The sequence below is a fragment of the Cupriavidus sp. 01L43 genome (genome assembly GCF_056399925.1).
This window is the reverse complement of sequence record NZ_JBFTSH010000002.1, coordinates 427,024-446,516: the sequence shown is the minus strand read 5'-3', so window position 1 is coordinate 446,516 and position 19,493 is coordinate 427,024. Positions and strand designations below refer to the sequence as shown.

Sequence of the window (19,493 nt, the reverse complement as noted above, 5' to 3'; positions counted from 1 at the left end):
AGCATCGCCGGAAGATCGCGGTCTTCCTATTCCCTCGGCTGGAAATAAAGATTGATGTGGGCGGGCGCCACGCCGTTCTCGTCGCGCGGCAGCGGGTTGGAGCGTGCCACGGCGCGCAGCACGGCGTTGTCCCAGCCGGTGTGTCCGCTCGAGCGGGCCAGCCGGGCCTCCAGCACGGTGCCGTCCGGTGCCAGATGCACTGCGACCACGGCGGTGGGATTGTCGGGCAGGTCTCCATCGAAGAGGATGTTGGGCGTGACCCGGCGTCGCACCTTGTCCGCATAGCCCGGCGACGTGGTGCCGCCTGTGCCGGCACCGTCGCCGGGGCGGCTGCCTGCACCGGTTGCACTGGCTGTAGCGGCTGTAGCGGCTGTGGCGGCTGTGGCGGCTGCGGTGGCCGCAGCGGCCTGACGCTCGGCGTCGCGGAGGTTTTGCTCGCGCTGCTGCGCTTGCGCGGCGGCTTCGAAAGCCTTCGCGGCTTCGGCTGCCCTCGTGGCTTCAAGTGCCTTGGTGGCCTTGGCTGCCGCACGGCGTTTCTCGGCCTGCAAGGCAATGTCGGGCCTGTCTTCCGATTTCAGCTCGGGTTCCAGCTTCCGTTCTAGCTTCCGTTCCGGCTGCGGGACCACCGGCTTCGTCTCGGCCACGGTCTGCGGCGGATTTTCGGGGATCGCGTCCCACAACTCGGCTTCCACGCCGACCGGGGTCCGGCTCTGCCAATGGACCGCGTAATAGAGCCACAAGCCCAGCAGCACGTGGATAAACAGGGCCAGCAGGAAGCTCGGCAGGGTTCCCCGTTCCAGTGGCTTTCGACCTGACATGGCATCTCCGCGATTCATGCCCTTGATCTGACCATAGTCCCGCCGTCGGGCGATTTCAACCTGCCCCGGAGGCGCCTTTCCACTGGCGCTGGATGCGCGCGGCGTCGTCCGCGTCGGACGTGGCAACGTCCAGCCAGCCGGCAGTGTGCCGGTCGGGGAGGCGCTTCGGTTCGGCCATGAGCAGATGAGCGATTTCGGATAGGATGCTGCGCGGCGCTGCGCTATTGTCGCGAGCGGCCATGTTGACCCCCGTACACTATTTGATTGATCGCCCCCGCGCACGGCAGTTGCGTCTCCGCAACGCCATCGCCCCCAACCGATGACGAAACTTCTCAAGGAGGACGGCGCGATTGCGCTGGCAGACAGCATCCCCGACGCTGTTTTCCTGGTCGACCAAACCGGGCAGATCCGCTACGCCAACACGGTGTGCGAGGAGATCCTCGGCTACCGGCAGTCCGATCTGGTCGGCCAGCTGGTGCTCGAACTGGTGGTGCCGGCGGACCGGGAGAAGACGCTGCGCGAGGCCGGCCGGGTCCTGGCTGGCAACAAGCGCGTGGGCTTCGAGAATCGCTACCGGCACCGAAACGGTGCGGACGTCCATCTGTCCTGGTCGGCCCAATGGCACGCGGCGCACGAGCTGCGCATCGGCGTGGCCCGGGACGTGACCGCGCAGCGGCAGACGCCGGCCATCCCTCCCCATCCCCCCGACCATGCCAGTCGGCTCGACGCGCTCGCCCCCCACGAACGCAGGGTGCTGAACCTGCTACTGACCGAAGCCGGCGAGAAGCAGATCGCCGAACAGCTCGGGCTGGCGGTCTCCACCACGCACTCCTACATCACCGGCATCTATCGCAAATTCGGCGTGCGCGGCCGGGCGGGGCTGATGAGCCTGTGGCTGCGGCACCTGCTGCACGACTGACGCCCCGGCAAAAAAACGCCGGCCCGAAGGCCGGCGCAGAGTGATGCCCGGATGTTGCGCGATGTCAGGACGCGCGGCGGCACGTGCCCTGGACGATGCTGCCGAGCGAGAGGTTGAGCCACGCCAGCGAGTCGGCGCCCGTTTTCAGGAGGACATGGGCGAAGGTGGGCGGCACGGCGGCCGGGTCGCCCGGCTCGGCATCCAGGTCGCCGTCGGCGGCGATCGCCACGCCGTTCAGCGTGATGCCAGCCTGGAGCCTGTTCAGCACCAGCGGCAGCGTGAGCGCCCTGCTGGCGACGGTGAGCTTGCCACCGGCGACGGTCAGCGTCTCCCGCGCCATTGTGCCGTCAAACACTGCCGTCGCGCCGTCCACAACGCGGTTGGCGTAAGAGCAGGCCCACGTGCCGTCAAGCTCCCCGGCCACCAGCGCGCGGGCGGGCTGGATGGTCCAGGTGCCGGTGGCGACCGCTCCCGCCTCGGCGTAGTTCATGTCAAAGCGCATGCCGCCGTTCGGGTTGACGAACAGCCGGCCACGGAAGTAGCCGCCGCCGTTCATCACCAGGTCGAATGCACCCGGAAAGCGCGTCTGGTCGGCCAGGGTCAGCTTGCCCAGTTGCGGGGTGGCGCAGGTGACGAGATCCGCGCTGTTGCAAAGCTGCACGTTGCCGTCGGTGTCGAAGCGCATGCCGGCCGGCGTGCTCGCGGGGCCCGCTAGCGGCTTGCCGGTGGCCTGGTCGTAGATGGCGAAGTTCATCAGCACGTTGTAGGTGCCGGCCAGGCTGCTCAGCGCCGGCGGGTCGATGGTGACCGCGCTCGCGGCGATATCGCCGGCCAGCAGGCCCGTGCTGGTGCCCAGCAGGTTCGGCAGGCCGGAGATCTCGCCGAACAGGCCGTCGGCGCCCTGGCGGAACGTCAGGCCGATGCCCGCCAGCTTGGCGGTCAGGTTGGCCGGGGGCGGGTCCGCGCTATCGGCCACGAGGCCGCTCACGGTGAAATTGCCGTCCGTGTTCGTGTAGTTGCCGATGACCGTGCCGCGCAGGCCGAAGGCCGAATCGATAAAGCTGAGGGTGAGCTTGCCGCGCGACGGGGCGTCCACGGTGAGGGCGATGGTGTCGCCGAAGGACAGCGTGCCCGAGTACTTGACCGGTACTGGCGCCGGCGGCTCGGCGGGAGCCGCCGGCGTCTCTGTTTGCACGGGCGCCTGCCCGTCGCTGCCCCCGCAGCCGGCCAGGGCAGCCCCCACGACCAGCGCGCCCATCAGATATTTCCACTTCAGCATGACTAACCCCTTCTTCCCATTGTTCGTTTGTCTTGTCGACGCCAGACGTAGCTGGCGGCGGGAGCAAACGGTAACAAGGATCCGGGGCGCCTCACCATCCTGCTAATCAGAGGGGCGCTGGTCGAAGGTCGCTGGCTGGGCCGGTTATTCCGCCTCGATCCCGGCCTGCTTCACGACCTTGCCCCACTTCGTCAGGTCGGACTGGATCACCGCCGCGTAGGCTTGCGGCGTGCCGCCCTGCACCTCGATACCCGCCGCTTCCAGCTTGGCGCGCACCTCGGGCAGCTTCAGCGCCGCGTTGATCTCGGTGTTGAGCTTGGCGACGATGTCCTTCGGCGTACCGGCCGGGGCCAGGAAGCCGCCGTTGGTGTTGGCGTCGTAGCCCTTGAGGCCTTGTTCCTCGGCCGTCGGCACATTGGGCAGGGCCTTGGAGCGGTTCCGGGTGGAGACCGCCACGGCGCGCACGTTGCCCGCCTTCACCTGCTCCTGGATGGCGCTGATGGTGTCGATATAGAGCGCCGTGCGGCCGGCCACCAGATCGGGGTGGGCGGCGGACGAGCCCTTGTAGGGCACCAGCAGCACCGGCGCGCCGCTGACCATGCGGAACATCTCGGCGGCCATCTCCTGCGCGCTGCCGCGGCCGGACGTGGCCACCTTGGCTTCGCCCGGGTTGGCCTTCATCCACGTCACCAGTTCAGGCATGGTCTTGACCGGCAGCTTCGGGTAGATCGCGAACACCAGCGGAATCTCGTGGGTGTAGACGATGGGCTCGAAGCTCTTCTGCGGGTCCCAGCCGAGGTTCTTGAACAGGAACTTGTTGATGTTGTGGCTGCCGCCCACGATGCCGATGGTGTAGCCGTCCGGCTTGGCGTTGGCCAGCACCGCCGTGCCGAGGTTGTTGGAGGCGCCCGGGCGGTTCTCGACGATGAACGGCTGGCCGAACTTGACCGAGAGTTTCTCGCCCACGACCCGCGCGATCAGGTCGATGCCGCCGCCGGCCGGGGCTGGGACGATGATGGTGACCGGGCGGCTCGGGTAGTTGGGCTGCGCCGAGGCCATCCCCGGCGCCACGATCAGCGTGGTGGACAGCGCAGCGGACAGGCCAAGGGTTTTGATGAAAGGGGTGAATTGCATCGTTGTCTCCGTTCGATTTCTGGTCAACTCTTGTTAACTCTGTGATGTCAGCCGCGCCCGACGAAGGGCATCGCGCTGGCCATGACGGTCATGGTCAGGACGTTGGCCTCAAGCGGCAGCGAGGCCATGTGGCGCACGGCATTGGCGACGTGGGTGGCATCCATCATCGGCTCCGGCGCGGTGGTGCCGTTGGCCTGCAGCACGCCGCGCGTCATGCGTTCGGACAGCTCGGTCAGGGCGTTGCCGATGTCGATCTGGCTAGCCACGATGTGGTAGGCGCGGCCGTCCAGCGCCAGCGCCTTGGTCAGCCCGGTGACGGCATGCTTGCTGGCCGTGTACGGCGCCGTGAACGGGCGCGGCGTGTGCGCGGAGATCGAGCCATTGTTGATGATGCGCCCGCCCTGCGGGGACTGCCGGCGCATCAGGCCGAAGGCGGCCCGCGCGCACAGGAAGACGCCCGTGACGTTGGTGTTGATCACGTTGAACCACTTGTCCAGCGGCAGCTCGTCCATCGGCACGGCCGGGGCGTTGACGCCGGCGTTGTTGAACAGCAGGTCCAGCCGGCCGAACTCGCGCTCGATGGTGTCGAACAGGGCCTGCACGCTTGCCGGGTCGGTCACGTCGGTGGGCGCGGCCATGGCGGGCTGGCCGCGTTCGGCGGCCTCGGCGGCCAGCGCCTGCAGCGGCTCGGCACGCCGGCCGGCCAGCACGACGGTCCAGCCGTCATTGAGCAGGGCGATGGCCGTCAGGCGGCCTACGCCGCTGCCGGCGCCGGTGACGAGGGCGATCTTGCGGGGTGCGTTCAAGGGGGTCTCCTATATATATATGGTGGCGGATGGCCTTCAGCGGGCGACGGTCAGCGCTAGCTCGCCGATGCCTGCCACGCTGGCCTGGATGACATCGCCGGGCTGCAAGGGCCCGACGCCGACCGGCGTACCGGTGAAGATCAGGTCGCCCGGCATCAGCGCCACGGATCGGGACAGCATCGCCACCAGTTCCGGCACCGACCAGAGCAGGCCGGAGAGGTCCGCGCGCTGCCGCTCGACACCGTTCACGGCGAGCTGGATCGTCCCTTCGCGCGGATGGCCGCAAGTCGCGGCGGGCACGAGGGCGCTGCAGGGCGCCGAGTGGTCGAAGGCCTTGGCGGGCTCCCAGGGGCCGCCGACGCGCTTGGCTTGCTGCTGCAAGTCGCGCCGGGTCAGGTCCAGCCCGACGGCATAGCCCCAGATGTGCTGCGCCTCGGCCTGCGCCGGGTCGATGTCACGCCCGCCCCGGCCGATGGCCACGACCAGTTCCACCTCGTGGCAGAACTCGGTCGTCTCCGGCGGATAAGGCAGCTCGCCCCGGGCCGGCCCCACGGCGGTCGCCGGCTTCATGAACCAGGCGGGCATCTCGGTGGGCGCCGGCTCGGCCGGGTCCCATCGATAGTTGCGGCCGATGCAGAAGACCCGGGCGATGGGAAACCGCGCCGTGTCACCCGAGACAGGCAGCGAGACCGGCGGGGCAGGTGGGAAGACGAAATCCATCATCGCCTCAGGTGGTCAGGCTCATGGCGGGACGCTCGCCCGCCAGGCCTTGCGCCACGCTGTCCAGCACCATCTGCACCATGGCGCCGCGCGTCTCCCAGGTGGCGCTGGCGCGGTGGGCCTGCAGCGTGGTGCGGTCCGACTGGCGCAGCGCCAGCGGCACGCGCGGCTCGTCGACGAACACATCGAGGCCCGCGCCCGAGATACGCCCGGCGGCGATGGCATCGGCCAGATCTGTTTCATTGACCAGCCGGCCGCGCGCCACGTTGACGAGGTAGCCCTGCGGGCCGAGCGCTTCCAGCACGGCGGCATTGATGATGCCCTCGGCCTTGTCGGCGGCGGCGCACAGCACCAGCGCATCGCTCTCGCGGGCCAGATCCAGCAGGTCCGCCACGAAGGTGTGCGGCACGTCGTCCATCGCGCGCAGGTCGGTGTAGCGGATGGGGCAGCCGAAGGCCGCCGCCCGCGTGGCCACGGCGCGGCCGACGCGGCCCATGCCGACGATGCCCACGCGCATGCCGCTGAAGCGGCGCGCCAGCGGGATGGCGCTGGGCTGCGGATGCAGTTCCCACTGGCCGTCCCGCACGAAGCGGTCGCCCGCGCAGATATTGCGGCAGGCGGCAATCAGCAGGCCGATGGCCAGATCGGCCACGTCTTCGGTCAGCGCGCCCAGCGTGGCGGTCACCGCCAGACCGCGTTCGCGGCAGTAGGCCAGGTCCACCGCATCGGTGCCCACGCCATTGATGGCGACCACCTTCAGGGCCGGCAACTGCTCCAGCATCGCCCGCGAAATCCCGGTGTGCCCGCCGGTGATCACCGCCTGGATGGATGCGGCGTGCTCGCGCAGCCAGCCCGCCTGGTCGGCAATCTCGAAGTACTTGTGCACCACGTAGCGGCTGGCCAGTTCGTCATTGGCCGCCGGGATCAGGATCGGGTTCAGCTGGAGGATTTGCGGCTTCATGTGCGTGAGGCTTTGGGTGTTGATGATGGATACATGGTATGTAATAGTTGATTCACGAGGCAAGATTGATATATAAAATCAATATAAATTCGCACGGGAAGCGTCAACATGGGAACCTGGATATCGATGGATGAGGCGTGCAGCCGACTTGGCGTGCGGCCGCAAACGCTCTATGCCTATGTCAGCCGGGGCAAGCTGGAGGTCATGTCCGACCCCGCCGACACACGGCGCAGCCTCTATCGGGCCGAGGATGTGGCCGGCCTCGCCAGGCGCAAGCAGGCCGGGCGCAAGCACGAGACGCTGGCCACCAACACGCTGTTCGGCGCGGAGCCGAGCATCCCCACCGCGCTCTCGACCTTCGTGCGCGAGCGGCTGTACTACCGGGGGCAGGACGCCGTGACGCTGGCCGGATCCGCCACGCTGGAAGAGGTGGCGCACCTGCTGTGGGACGCCGAGCAGGTCGTCGACTTCTCATCGATGGCCGGCGTCGCCGAGCCCGGGCGCGTGGCGGCCTTCCATACGCTGGCCACGCTGGCGGCCACGGGCCATTCCACGCATGGGCGCATGACGCGGGTGTTGCATCTGGAAGCGCAGGAGTTGGTGGGCCAGCTGGCCAATGCCTTCGGCGCGCAGGCGGGGCAGCAGCCCTTGCACCTCCGCTTTGCGCAGGGGTGGCAGCAGTCGCCGCAGGTGGCGGATCTGCTGCGGACCGCGATGGTGCTGCTGGTGGACCATGAGCTGACCAGCTCGGCCTTCGCCACGCGTATCGCGGCATCCACGGGCGCCTCGCTGCCGGCCTGCCTGCTGGCCGGGCTGACCACGCTGTCCGGGCCGTTGCACGGCGATGCGTCCGGCCGCGTCAAGGCGCTGTTCAATGAGGTGGAGCGGCTGGGCGAGGATCAGGTGATTGCCCACTACCTGTCCACCGGGTTGCCGCTGGCCGGGTTCGGCCACCATCTCTATCCCGATGGCGATCCGCGCGCGATGGCGCTGCTGGCCCTGTTCGATCCGCCCGACGTGATCACGCGCTTTATCGAGAAAGCCACCCGGCTGACCGGCTTGCAGCCCAATATCGACGTGGCGCTGGCGGCGCTGTCCATCCACTACCGCCTGCCGGACGACGCCGCGTTCGCCATGTTCGCCACGGCGCGCAGCATCGGCCTGCTGGCGCACAGTCTGGAGCAGCTGGGGGTGGGGCAGGTGATCCGCCCGCGCGGGCGCTACATCGGGATCATGCCGTAGCGGGCGGGAAGGTTATCGCTTCGGGTACACCACCTGCCAGTCTTGCTTCATGCTGATGACGGTCCAGTTGCGCGCCTTCGCGGCGTCCAGCGCCTTGTCCAGCTTGCCGATCTTTGACGCGCGGTCGTAGGCGAATTCCCGCTCGGCATCGTCGTGATGGACGAGCACGGCCAGGCGCGGGCCGTCGCCGGTGGTGGTGTATTCCAGCATGTGGAAGTCGCCATCCGAGTTGCCCACGGCCAGGATCGGCCGGCGGCCAATATGGCGATAGATGCCAACCGGCTTGCCTGGGCCATCGTTGATGAACTCGATCTTCGGGTCACGCACCAGCGCCGGCTTGCCGTTCAACGTGCCATAGTGCACCGCCTGCGATGAGCCCACCACCTGCTCGGGCGGAATCCCGTACGCCTGCTCCACCCACGGCCGCATGAACTCGATGGTCCCGCCGGACACGATATAGGTCTTGAACCCGTTCGCGCGCAGGTAGGACAGCAGTTCCAGCTGCGGCTGGTAGACCAGATCGGTGTAGGGCCGGTTGAACTTCGGATGGCGCGCGCTGGCGATCCACGCGCGGATGGTCTTGTCGTAGTCATCCACATTCATGCCGCTGTTGGCGACGGCAATCAACTGCAACAACTGCTTCTCGTTGGCGATCACCTTGGCCATGTCGTTGGCCATCAGGGCCTTGAAGGCGGGGTTGTTGCGCCATTCCGGATGCTGCGGCGCGGCGGCCTTGACCTGATCGAGCAGGAAGAAGAACTGGAAGTAGAGCGGCTGCTCGCTCCACAGCGTGCCGTCATTGTCGAAGGCCGCCACGCGCTGCTCGGTCGGCACGAAGTTAGGCGAGCCCTGGCGGGTCACGTCGGTGACGAATTTGACGATGGCTTGCTTCGCGGGGCCGTCGCGCCAGGAGGGCAGGGCGTCCGTCTGCTGGGCGGAGGGGGTCGCCGAGTTGGCGGCCGGGTCCGCGGGCGCGGTCGAGCATCCGCTCAGTCCCACTCCGGACGCCGCCAGCGCGAGCAGCATGGTGGCGGTGGCGGCGACACGTGGCAGATCGGCTTGGCACCAGCGCGAAGGGAAGCGCATCGAGGTCTCCTGTGATGGATTGGATACATCCCAATATAGGCGGCGCGCGGGCGGGTGTGTAGTTTTTGCCGGTTGGCGGGCGCCACCGGGCCCGTCCCGCCCGGCTGGGCCGTGCGCCGCCGCCGGGTATGAAATTCGCTTCTCTTGATTCCGCTATGTCATGACCGGAGACGCGAAATGACCAAACCAGAGGATGGAAAGCCCGCCGGCAAGCCCACCGAACACGGCGATGCGCACAGTGTCCACCGCCGCAGCGACGGCGGCGTCTGGCCCGATGGCACGCCGCGCGACCCCGCCTCGGGGCCGCCGCACTATGGCGAAGACAACCGCGACCTGAAAAAGCCGCGCGACCACGGCAGCGACTGGGCCACGTCCGACCTCGTGAAGAACGTGCCGGGCAAGGGGCCGGTGCCGGTGGGACACGACCAGCCGAAGAAGTAAATCGACAAACCTGGGGCAGCGATGCGCTGGAGACCTATCTCCCTCCATCAAGCCTATGGCCTGATGCGCGACAGCGTGACCGCGTGGATGGACGACTACGCGCCCAGCATGGGCGCCGCGCTGGCCTACTACACGGTGTTTTCGATCGCGCCGCTGCTGCTGATCGTGATCTCGGTGGCCGGCATGGTCTTCGGGGCCGAGGCGGCGCGCGGGGCGGTGATGAGCGAATTCTCCGGGCTGATCGGCGCGGAGGGCGCGGAAGCCATCGAGAACATGCTCCTCGCGCTGAGCGACCCCGGTCTCAGCACGCTGACCGCACTGGTCGGCACGGTGACGCTGGCGATTGGCGCCACCACGGTGTTCGCCGAACTCCAGAGCGCGCTGGACCGCATCTGGCAGGTGCCGGAGCGGAGGAAGGCGTCCGGCATTCTCGAACTGCTGCGCTCGCGGCTGCTGTCATTCGGGATGGTGCTTGGCATTGGCTTCCTGCTGATCGTCTCGCTGCTGGCCAGCGCCGGGCTCGCCGCGCTCGGGCGGGTGTGGGGGCCGCTGTTCGAGGGCGAACTGCTCGGCCATGCGCTCGACTTGCTCGTCAGCGTGGTGCTGGTGACCGTCGTCTTCGCCATGATCTACAAGATCATGCCCCACGCCGCCGTGCGCTGGCCGGACGTCTGGCTCGGCGCCACCGTCACCGCCGTGCTGTTCAGCATCGGCAAGTTCCTGATCGGTCTCTACATCGGCAAAAGCGGCGTGGCGTCCGGCTATGGCGCGGCCGGCTCGCTCGTGGTGCTGCTGATGTGGGTCTACTACTCCGCGCAGATCTTCCTGCTGGGGGCGGAATTTACCTGGCTCTACGCCAACCGCTACGGCTCGCTCAAACAGGGCGCGCCGCGCGAGGCACCGGCGCCATCCGCCACACCGACCCGGGTGCACTGATTCTTCTCCTTGTCAGCCGCTGCGCCGTGCATGACTGCGGCGTGACTGACACCGCAGAGGTCGCGATCATGCAGCCGAAGCGGATCTATACTCGCTGGCCTGAATTGCCAGGGGGCGAAGATGGATGCATCTGCCGAGGTAAGTGGCCTGGACGCATGGTTCCGCCGTCGGGTCAGGCAGCGGCCTGACGCCATCGCGCTGGTCTACGGCGGGCGGCACGTGTCCTATGCCGCGCTCGATGCCCGGGTCGACAGCGTTGCCCGTACGCTCGCCAGCCGGGGCGTGAGGGCGGAGACGCCGGTCGGCATCCTCCTGCCCGCCGGCATCGACCAGACCATCTGCCAGCTTGCCGTGATCCGCGCGGGCGGGAGTTGCCTGCCGCTGGATCCCGATGCGCCCGACGCACGGATTCGCCTGATGCTGGACGACCTCGACGTGCGGATCGCCGTGTCGACGGCCGGCGATCGCGCCCGCCTGGGCGCGGTGGCCGATTGCCTGACCGATTGCCTGGCCGATTGCCCGGCCGATTGCCCGGCCGATTGCCCGGCCGATTACCTGACGCCGGGGGCCGAGGCCGCCGGCAGCATCGCCATGCCGGCAGCGGGTCTCGCGCATCGGACCCATGTCCTCTACACCTCGGGCACCACCGGCCAGCCGAAGGGCGTGGAGATCCTGGCGCGTGGCATTGTGCGGCTGGCCTGGCAACCGCGCTATGTATCGCTGAATGCCGACGACCGGATCGCGGCCATCGCGAATCCCACCTTCGACGCCGCCCTGTTCGAGACCTGGGGGGCGCTGCTGAACGGGGGCACCGTGGTGTTCCTGCCCCGGCAGACCTGTATCGACCCCGCCACTTTCCGGCATAGCCTGCGCGCGCAAGGCGTGACGACGATGTTCATCACCAGCGCGCTGTTCAACCATACCGTGCACGCGTGCCCCGATGCGTTCGCCACGCTGCGTACGCTGCTGGTCGGCGGCGAAGCGCTCAACGCCCAGGCCATTTGCGCGGTATTGCGCAGCGCGCCGCCGGCCCGGCTGCTGAACGCCTACGGCCCGACCGAATGCACGACCTTCGCCACCTGTCACGCCATCACGCTGCATGACGCAGAGACCGGCGCGATCCCGATCGGCCAGGCCATCGACGACACCGTGGTCCATGTGCTCGATGGCGACCGGCAGCCGGTGTCGCCAGGCCAGATCGGCGAGATCCATCTCGGCGGCGCGGGGCTGGCGCGTGGGTACTGGCAGCGTCCTGCGCTGACGCGCGAGCGCTTTGTCGAGGTCGATCACCTGGCCGAAGGCAGGCCGCTGAGGCTGTACCGGACCGGCGATCTCGGCGCGTGGCGGCCGGACGGCACGCTGGCCTTCCATGGCCGGCGCGACAACCAGGTCAAGATTCGCGGCCACCGCATCGAGCTGGAGGAGGTGGAGGCGGTCCTGCGCGAAAGCGGGATGGTGCGCGAGGCTGTGGCCACCGTGCAGCAGACCGCGCTGGGCGACCCGTACCTGCTCGCCTTCATCGTGCCGCAGCTTGGGGAAGCCGGGACGGCGGCGCTGGCTGCGTACGTGACCCGACGGATGCCGAAGGACATGCGGCCGCGCCTGGTGGGTGTGAACGACCTGCCGATGACGGCCAACGGCAAGGTGGACCGGCGCGCGCTCCGTGACCGGCTCCATGACCGGCTCCATGACCCGCTCCATGATCCGCTCCATGATTCGCACCCCCAAGCGATGGCGGTGCGGGGAACCACGGAGGCGATGCTGCGCGATGCCTGGCGGTGCGCGCTCGATCTGGACAGCGTGGCCGACGATGACGACTTCTTCGCGCTCGGCGGCGATTCGCTTCAGGCCGCCAGCCTGATCCTGCTGCTCGGCGAGCGGCTGGGCCGCCCGCTGCCGGTGCAGGCCCTCTACGACGCCCCGACGCCGGCGAAGCTGGCCACCTGGCTCCAGCGCCACGGGCAGGGCGGGGGTGACGAGGCCCAGGCGGGCAGCGGCGCAGCCGAGCGTGCGCGCCTGCTGGCCGATGCCCGGCTGCCCGACGATATCGGCCCCGTGTCCGGTCCCGTATCGGGCCCAGTATTCGGCCCGCCGGCGCCGTGGTGCGGCGCGGGCGGGGGCCGGGTCTTCCTCACCGGCGCGACCGGCTTCCTCGGCGCGTTCCTGCTGCGCGACCTGCTGCGCTGGCCCGGGGTCAGCGAGGTGATTTGTCTGGTACGCGCACCGTCCGATGACGAGGCTGGCCGGCGGCTCCGCGCAAACCTCTGCAAGTACGGTCTCTGGCACGAGGGCTTCACCACGCTGCTGCGGCCACTGGCGGGCGATTTCGCTCTGGGCGACTTCGGTCTCGGCGCAGCGCGCTTCGAGGCATGGGCGAATCGCTGCGACGTGGTGTTCCACCTGGGCGCGCACGTCAACTACATCGAGCCCTACAGCCTGCATCGCGCCGCCAACGTCGCGGGTACGTTGCACGTGCTGCGCTTCGTCGCCAGCGGGCGCGCCAAGGCGCTCCACTACGTGTCCAGCATCGCGGCGTTCGGCCCGGCCGGGCTACTGGCCCCCACCAAGACGCTGTACGAGGATGACGATCTCGCCCGACACCTGCCGGGGCTGATGTTCGACATGGGCTATGCCGCCAGCCAATGGGTGGCTGATCAGCTGGTCACCGCCGCGATCCGGCGGGGCGTGCCGGCGGCGGTGTATCGCCCCGGCTTCATTCTGGGCGACAGCGCCAGCGGGGCGGGCAATCGGAATGATTTCGTCGCGCGGCTGGTGCGGGGCTGCATCGCGATCGKGGCGTATCCGCACCTGCCGCACCAGCGCAAGGAAATCGTTCCGGTCGACTATGTCAGCGCCGCGCTGCTGCGTATCGCCGCCGACGGCAGCAACCTTGGCCGTGCCTACCATCTGGTGCCGCCGCGCGAGGCCGACCAGCCCGACCTGCTCGCGTTCTTCGGCATGCTGCGCGCCTGCGGCTATCCGCTGCAGTCACTGCCGTATGCCGACTGGCTGCAACGGCTGGCAGACTCGGCCGATCTGGCAGGCAATCCGCTGCGGCCGCTGCTGCCGCTGCTGACGGAACCGGTCTACGGCCGGCTCACCCGCTGGGAAGTCTACGAGGGCATGCCGCGCTACGACGCCACGCATACGGCTCGCGCCCTGGCGGTGGCCGGCGGGCTGGCCTTTCCCCGGCTCGATCGCGCGCTGATGGCGCGCTATCTCGACGTCTGGATGGGGCAGCGACCGGTTCCTGACACCCGGTAGCCGGGTGCTGTCCGGTCCACATGCACCATCCGCGTGACTTCGTATTTGGGCATTTCGCATCCGCGTTCTATCGTTAAGTGCCGGCCCCGGCGCAGGACCTGTTCGATGCGGCAGCCCAAGGAGTCGTCATGAGCAAGAAGTCCAGTATCACGACCTATATCGTCATTGCGATGATCCTGGGCGGCGTGGTCGGCTACGCGTGCCACACGGCCTTCCCCGACCCCAAGCTGGCCAAGGACGTGGCCGGCTACATCTCCGTCATCACCGATGTCTTCCTGCGGCTGATCAAGATGATCATCGCGCCGCTGGTCTTCTCCACGCTGGTCATGGGCATCGCCCATATGGGGGACGCCAGCACCGTGGGCCGGGTGGGCGTGAAGGCGCTGGCGTGGTTCATCACGGCCTCGCTGGTGTCGCTGACGCTGGGCCTGATCATGGCCACGGTGCTCCAGCCCGGCATCAACATCGGCCTGCCGCTGCCCGACGTGGGCGCCGCCACCAACCTCAAGACCAACGCCTTCACGCTCAAGGATTTCATCGCGCATCTGGTGCCGAAATCCGTCGCGGAGGCGATGGCGAACAACGAGATCCTGCAGATCGTGGTGTTCTCGATCTTCTTCGGCACGGCGCTGGCGGCGCTGGGCGAGCGCGGCGCGCGCATGGCCGGGGTGATCGAAGACCTGGCCCAGGTGATGCTGAAGATCACCGGCGCCGTGATGTGGATGGCGCCGCTGGCCGTGTTCGCGGCGATTGCCTCGACGGTGACCACGCAGGGGCTGGGCATCCTGCTGACCTTCGCCAAGTTCATGGGCAGCTTCTACCTGTCGCTGTTCGTGCTGTGGGCGCTGCTGGCGCTGGCCGGCTGGGTGTTCCTGGGCAGGCGCATCGTCACCCTGATCCGGCTGATCCGGGAGCCGTTCCTGATTTCCTTCTCGACGGCGAGTTCGGAGGCGGCGTATCCGAAGATGCTCGACGCGCTGGACCGCTTCGGCGTCAATCGCAAGATATCCAGCTTCGTGTTGCCGCTTGGGTACTCCTTCAACCTGGACGGGTCGATGATGTACTGCACGTTCGCCGTGCTGTTCATTGCCCAGGCGTACGACATCCACCTGCCGCTGGCCACCCAGATCACGATGCTGCTGTTGCTGATGCTGACCTCGAAGGGCATGGCGGGAGTGCCGCGTGCGTCACTCGTGGTGATTGCCGCCACGCTGAACCAGTTCAACATCCCCGAGGCGGGGCTGTTGCTGATCATGGGCGTGGACCAGTTCCTCGACATGGGCCGCTCGGCTACCAATGCAGTGGGCAACTCGATTGCCTCGGCCGTGGTGGCGAAGTGGGAAGGGCAGTTGTCGAGCGAATCCACGCTCGGGGATCGGGGCGAGGGCAGCGAGGGCGGCGTGGACCCAGGCGGCGGGCCGCCGCTGCACAAGCCGGGGACTGCACAGGCCTGATGCCATGTCCATCCCCCGTCTTCATTTTCGATCCGGTGGTTCGCCCCGATGGCTGGCCGGCGCGGCGGCGGCGGCCGTGTGCTGGCTCGCTTGTCTCGGCGCTGCAGTCGCGCAGGACACCGGCGAGCTGAGCGGCACGCTGCGCAAGGCCAAGGACACCGGCAGCCTGATCATCGGCTACCGGGAATCGTCGCTGCCGTTCTCCTACCTGAACCAGGCGCAGCGCCCGATCGGCTATTCCATCGATGTCTGCACGGCCATCGTCCAGACCGCGGCGGCAGAGGTGGGGCGCGACCTCGCCATCCAGTGGGTGCCGGTGACTTCGGAAAACCGCTTCGACGCGGTCACTTCGGGCAAGGTCGATCTCGAATGCGGCTCCACCACGCGCAACGCCGAGCGGCTGAAGGTGGTGGCGTTCTCGCCGGTGATCTTTATCGCCGGGACCAAGCTGATGGTGCCGCGCGGCTCGCCGATCAAGACCTTCCGCGACCTCAAGGGCAAGACCGTGGTGGCCACGGCGGGCACGACCAATGCCGATGCGCTGGAGAAGCTTTCCACGCGCTTCGCGCTGAACCTCAAGGTGATCCGGGCGCGCGACCATGCCGATGCCTTCGAGGTACTGCGCCACGGCGGCGCCGATGCCTATGCCGGCGACGACGTACTGCTCTACGGCTTCCTGGCCAAGTCCGGCGCGGGCAAGCAGTTCGATGTGACGCGCGATTTCCTGTCCTACGACCCCTACGGGGTCATGCTGCGCAAGGGCGATCCGCAGTTCGCGGCCGTGGTGGACCGGGCCGTGCGCGACCTGATCACCACGGGCGAACTGGAGCGGCTCTACAAGCAGTGGTTCCTGAGCCGGCTGCCCACCGGGGAGCGGCTGAACATCCCGATGAGTGCACAATTGGAAGACATCATCAGCGCCACCCCGCAACAGCCGGATTAGGGCGAGGCATGCCAGTCAACACATAGTGGGTTAGCGTTCGCTCACACCTAAGTACAGTTTTCGATTGTTGCACCGCGATGACGCAAACTGTACTCTTCCGCCCGCAGGTGTTCTGTACGTCCCTCCACTCATCAATCGCGCCTAGTCTGCATCAATCGCTGCGGATGCGCCGACATCACGGATAACCGGGCCGCGCTCCGAGCACTTGATTGCGAGTCGCCCCCCGATGAGTACCCCTACCCCAGAGAGGGGGCATGTTGCCCCCTACACGCACCCGGCCGCCGGCTGGGGCGCCCTGAAGCAAGTCGCAGTCAACCTGATCAAGGAGAAGGTTGGCGGCGGCAAGTACAAGACCCTGTTCAAGCAGAACCAGCCGGACGGCTTCGACTGTCCCGGCTGCGCCTGGCCTGACCGCCAGCACGCCTCGACCTTCGAATTCTGCGAAAACGGCGTCAAGGCCGTGGCCGCCGAGGCCACCAGCAAGCGCGTCACGCCCGAGTTCTTTGCCGATCACACCGTGACGGCGCTGATGGCCCAGTCCGACTTCGAACTCGAACAGCACGGCCGCCTGACCCACCCGATGGTCTACGACGCCGCCACCGACAAATACCAGCCGGTGGCCTGGCAGGACGCGTTCGCGCTGGTCGCCCAGCATCTGAACAAGCTGGACAACCCCGACGCCGCCACGTTCTACACCTCGGGCCGCGCCAGCAACGAGGCCGCGTTCCTGTTCCAGTTGTTCGTGCGGATGGTCGGCACCAACAACTTCCCCGATTGCGCGAACATGTGCCACGAGGCCACCAGCCGTGGCCTGCCGGTAACGGTGGGCGTGGGCAAGGCCACGGTGCTGCTCGACGACTTCCAGCTCACCGACGCCGTCCTCGTCTTTGGACAGAATCCGGCGACGAACCACCCGCGCATGCTGAACGAGCTGCGCGACTGCGCCAAGCGGGGCGCGGCCATCGTGTCGATCAACCCGCTCAAGGAGCGCGGACTTCAGCGTTTTACGAGCCCGCAGCACGTCTCCGAGATGGTGACGGGGCAGAGCACCAAGATTGCGTCGATGTTCGTCCGCCCCAAGCTGGCCGGCGACTTCGCGCTGATCAAGGGCCTCGGCAAGCGCGTGATCGAACTCGATGACGAAGCCATCGCCACGGGCAGCAAGCGCGTGGTGGACGTGGACTTCCTGGCCGAGCACACGGCCGGCTTCGAGGCCTTCGCGGCCGATCTGCGCGCCGAATCGTGGGCCGATATCGTGGCCGAATCGGGCGTCACGCGCGAGGACATCGGCGCGCTGGCGGACGTCTACGTCAAGAGCGAGCGCACCATCGCTTGCTGGGGCATGGGCATTACGCAGCACAAGAATTCGGTCAGCACGATCCAGTTGCTGTCCAACGTGATGATGCTGCGCGGCAATATCGGCCGCCCCGGCGCCGGGCTGATGCCGGTGCGCGGGCATTCGAACGTGCAGGGCGACCGCACGATGGGTATCGAGGAACAGCCGGACGACGCCTTCCTGGATCGCCTGGGCGCCGCGTTCGACTTCGAGCCGCCGCGCGCGCACGGCCAGGACGTGGTGGCCGCCATCAACGCGATGCTGGCCGGCAAGGTCAAGGTGTTCATCGGCCTGGGCGGCAATTTCTCGATCGCCACGCCGGACACCCCGCGCACCTGGGAAGCGCTGCGCCAGTGCGACCTGACCGTGAACATCGCGACCAAGCTGAACCGCAGCCACCTCGTGATCGGCAAGGACGCGCTGCTGCTGCCGACCATCGGCCGCACCGAGATCGACCTCCAGAACGGCGTGGCGCAGGGCGTGACCGTCGAGGATTCGGTTTGCATGGTCCATATCTCCTACGGCATGAACAAGCCGGCCTCGCCCGAGCTGCTGTCCGAGACTGCCATCGTGGCCGGCATGGCCGCCGCCACGCTGGGTTCGGAGAAGGTGGACTGGCTCTGGTACGCGCAGGACTACGCGCGCATCCGCGATGCCATCGAAAAGGTCATCCCGGGCTTCGAGCGCTATAACGAACGCGTGGCGCAGCCGGGCGGCTTCCACCTGACGCCGGCCTCGCGCAACCGCGTGTGGCGCACCGCGTCCGGCAAGGCCCAGTTCCTGGTCCATGCGATCGACAAGGACACCCCGATCCAGCGCGCCCGCGCCCGCTACGGCGACGACCTGCTGGTGATGATGACCACCCGCTCGCACGACCAGTACAACACCACGATCTACGGGCTGGATGACCGCTATCGCGGCGTGTTCGGCCTGCGCCGGGTGGTGTTCATCAACGCGGCGGACCGCGCGCGGCTGGGGTTTGCCGAGGGCGAGCGCGTGGATATCACCAGCGTCTGGGAAGACGGCGTGACGCGTCATGCCAAGGACTTCCTGCTGGTGGACTACGACATCCCGACCGGCTGCCTGGGCGCTTACTACCCGGAAACCAATCCGCTGGTGCCGCTGGAAAGTATCGGCGACCGCTCGGGCACGCCGACGTCGAAGTCGATCCCGGTGCTGCTGGCCCGGGCCGCCTCGGTGCAAACGTCGGCGCAAGCGGCGGCATGAGCGAAGGGGAACTGGGCTACGCCCAGCGGCAGGTCGCCCGTCACAAGGGGGACGCCCGCACGGTCGACCTGGACTATGTGGCCGAGGAAGTGCCGGTGGCGCTGGTCTACAACGGCATCTCGCATGCCGTGATGATGGCCACGCCGCTGGACCTGGAAGTGTTCGCGGTCGGCTTCTCGCTGACCGAAGGCATCGTGGACAGCATCAAGGAGATCTACGATGTCGAGGTGCAGCCGGCTTGCGGGACCGATGACCTGGATGGCATAAGCGGCATCGAGGTCCGCATCGAAATCAGCCAGCGCGCGTTCATGGCGCTGAAGGACCGCCGCCGCTCGCTGGCCGGCCGCACTGGCTGTGGCGTGTGTGGCGTGGAAAGCCTGCAACTGCTGGACCTCCAGCCCGTGCCGATGCCGGTACCGCGCCACCGCATCGTGCCGTCGCGCGAGGTGATCCAGCGCGCCGCCGCCGGCCTGCCGGCCCACCAGATGCTGATGCGCACCACCGGCGGCGTGCATGCCGCCGCCTGGTGCGGGCCCGATGGCGAGGTGCTCCACGCCTTCGAGGATGTGGGGCGGCACAACGCCATGGACAAGCTGATCGGCCACCTGGCCCGGCGCCGCGTGGTGATGGACGAGGGCTTCGTGTTCCTGTCCAGCCGCGCCAGCTACGAGCTGGTGCGCAAGGCCGCGCGCATGCATATCCAGATGCTGGCGACGATCTCGGCGCCCACCTCGCTCGCCATCCGCATCGCCGAGCAGGCCGGGCTGCGGCTGCTGAGCTTTTGCCGGCAGGACGGCTTCGTCGAGTACACGTCGCCGCCCGGACAATCCCAATCCGTATTACGATCTGAGCCGCTGGCAGCGGCGGCCCAGGTGACCGAATAGGGCAGACCCCACCCCCGCCAGCGTTCCGATGAACCCTGACGTG

17 protein-coding genes are annotated in these 19,493 nt (G+C 67.9%); 9 read left to right on the top strand and 8 right to left on the bottom strand.

Annotation, left to right across the window (positions count from 1 at the left end; genetic code table 11):
- Nucleotides 1-26: 26 nt before the first annotated feature.
- Nucleotides 27-818 carry a cell envelope integrity protein TolA gene (gene tolA, locus AC1DP9_RS05140; protein ID WP_477106780.1) on the bottom strand — a complete coding sequence of 264 codons (792 nt, stop codon included), beginning with the start codon at nucleotides 816-818 and terminating at the stop codon, nucleotides 27-29.
- A 55-nt stretch (nucleotides 819-873) separates the two neighbouring features.
- Complete coding sequence (locus tag AC1DP9_RS05135; RefSeq protein WP_477106779.1) at nucleotides 874-1,059, bottom strand: hypothetical protein; 186 nt, start codon at nucleotides 1,057-1,059, stop codon at nucleotides 874-876.
- Between the two features lie 78 nt (nucleotides 1,060-1,137).
- On the opposite strand from AC1DP9_RS05135, the gene AC1DP9_RS05130 reads away from it, so the two are divergent.
- Nucleotides 1,138-1,737 carry a helix-turn-helix transcriptional regulator gene (locus tag AC1DP9_RS05130; protein WP_092292714.1) on the top strand — a complete coding sequence of 200 codons (600 nt, stop codon included), beginning with the start codon at nucleotides 1,138-1,140 and terminating at the stop codon, nucleotides 1,735-1,737.
- A gap of 64 nt (nucleotides 1,738-1,801) precedes the next feature.
- Here the strand turns inward: AC1DP9_RS05130 and AC1DP9_RS05125 are convergent, their stop codons facing one another.
- The 5 genes from AC1DP9_RS05125 to AC1DP9_RS05105 form a co-directional block, all read right to left on the bottom strand.
- Nucleotides 1,802-3,016: a hypothetical protein gene (locus tag AC1DP9_RS05125; RefSeq protein ID WP_477106778.1), complete on the bottom strand. Its 1,215-nt coding sequence runs from the start codon at nucleotides 3,014-3,016 to the stop codon at nucleotides 1,802-1,804.
- A 144-nt stretch (nucleotides 3,017-3,160) separates the two neighbouring features.
- Nucleotides 3,161-4,150, bottom strand: coding sequence for a Bug family tripartite tricarboxylate transporter substrate binding protein (locus AC1DP9_RS05120; RefSeq protein WP_477106777.1), 990 nt, complete (start codon nucleotides 4,148-4,150; stop codon nucleotides 3,161-3,163).
- A 47-nt stretch (nucleotides 4,151-4,197) separates the two neighbouring features.
- Complete coding sequence (locus AC1DP9_RS05115; protein ID WP_092292720.1) at nucleotides 4,198-4,956, bottom strand: SDR family oxidoreductase; 759 nt, start codon at nucleotides 4,954-4,956, stop codon at nucleotides 4,198-4,200.
- A gap of 36 nt (nucleotides 4,957-4,992) precedes the next feature.
- A complete protein-coding gene (locus AC1DP9_RS05110; protein ID WP_477106776.1) occupies nucleotides 4,993-5,679 on the bottom strand; it encodes a fumarylacetoacetate hydrolase family protein in 687 nt (228 codons plus the stop codon).
- Nucleotides 5,680-5,683: 4 nt separating this feature from the next.
- Nucleotides 5,684-6,637 carry a 2-hydroxyacid dehydrogenase gene (locus AC1DP9_RS05105; protein WP_477106775.1) on the bottom strand — a complete coding sequence of 318 codons (954 nt, stop codon included), beginning with the start codon at nucleotides 6,635-6,637 and terminating at the stop codon, nucleotides 5,684-5,686.
- A gap of 108 nt (nucleotides 6,638-6,745) precedes the next feature.
- On the opposite strand from AC1DP9_RS05105, the gene AC1DP9_RS05100 reads away from it, so the two are divergent.
- Nucleotides 6,746-7,879 carry a citrate synthase gene (locus AC1DP9_RS05100; RefSeq protein WP_477106774.1) on the top strand — a complete coding sequence of 378 codons (1,134 nt, stop codon included), beginning with the start codon at nucleotides 6,746-6,748 and terminating at the stop codon, nucleotides 7,877-7,879.
- A gap of 12 nt (nucleotides 7,880-7,891) precedes the next feature.
- Here AC1DP9_RS05100 and AC1DP9_RS05095 read toward each other — a convergent pair whose 3' ends face one another.
- Nucleotides 7,892-8,965 carry an HAD family hydrolase gene (locus AC1DP9_RS05095; protein WP_477106773.1) on the bottom strand — a complete coding sequence of 358 codons (1,074 nt, stop codon included), beginning with the start codon at nucleotides 8,963-8,965 and terminating at the stop codon, nucleotides 7,892-7,894.
- A 177-nt stretch (nucleotides 8,966-9,142) separates the two neighbouring features.
- On the opposite strand from AC1DP9_RS05095, the gene AC1DP9_RS05090 reads away from it, so the two are divergent.
- The 7 genes from AC1DP9_RS05090 to fdhD all read left to right on the top strand — a co-directional run bounded on the left by AC1DP9_RS05090 (nucleotide 9,143) and on the right by fdhD (nucleotide 19,450).
- Nucleotides 9,143-9,406 (top strand): hypothetical protein, encoded by a 264-nt coding sequence (locus AC1DP9_RS05090; protein WP_092292728.1) that lies wholly within the window; start codon nucleotides 9,143-9,145, stop codon nucleotides 9,404-9,406.
- A 21-nt stretch (nucleotides 9,407-9,427) separates the two neighbouring features.
- Nucleotides 9,428-10,342, top strand: coding sequence for a YihY/virulence factor BrkB family protein (locus AC1DP9_RS05085; RefSeq protein ID WP_441643812.1), 915 nt, complete (start codon nucleotides 9,428-9,430; stop codon nucleotides 10,340-10,342).
- 120 nt (nucleotides 10,343-10,462) lie between these two features.
- Nucleotides 10,463-13,606, top strand: a complete 3,144-nt coding sequence (locus tag AC1DP9_RS05080) for an amino acid adenylation domain-containing protein (protein WP_477106772.1) — start codon at nucleotides 10,463-10,465, stop codon at nucleotides 13,604-13,606.
- 128 nt (nucleotides 13,607-13,734) lie between these two features.
- Nucleotides 13,735-15,060 (top strand): dicarboxylate/amino acid:cation symporter, encoded by a 1,326-nt coding sequence (locus AC1DP9_RS05075; RefSeq protein ID WP_092292734.1) that lies wholly within the window; start codon nucleotides 13,735-13,737, stop codon nucleotides 15,058-15,060.
- A 4-nt stretch (nucleotides 15,061-15,064) separates the two neighbouring features.
- Nucleotides 15,065-16,003: an amino acid ABC transporter substrate-binding protein gene (locus tag AC1DP9_RS05070; RefSeq protein ID WP_477106771.1), complete on the top strand. Its 939-nt coding sequence runs from the start codon at nucleotides 15,065-15,067 to the stop codon at nucleotides 16,001-16,003.
- Nucleotides 16,004-16,229: 226 nt separating this feature from the next.
- On the top strand, nucleotides 16,230-18,566 hold the full coding sequence (locus AC1DP9_RS05065) for an FdhF/YdeP family oxidoreductase (RefSeq protein ID WP_477106770.1): 2,337 nt from the start codon (nucleotides 16,230-16,232) through the stop codon (nucleotides 18,564-18,566).
- Nucleotides 18,563-19,450, top strand: a complete 888-nt coding sequence (fdhD, locus tag AC1DP9_RS05060) for a formate dehydrogenase accessory sulfurtransferase FdhD (RefSeq protein WP_092292740.1) — start codon at nucleotides 18,563-18,565, stop codon at nucleotides 19,448-19,450. The genes AC1DP9_RS05065 and fdhD overlap by 4 nt, the downstream gene beginning before the upstream one ends.
- The last annotated feature ends 43 nt before the right edge of the window (nucleotides 19,451-19,493 follow it).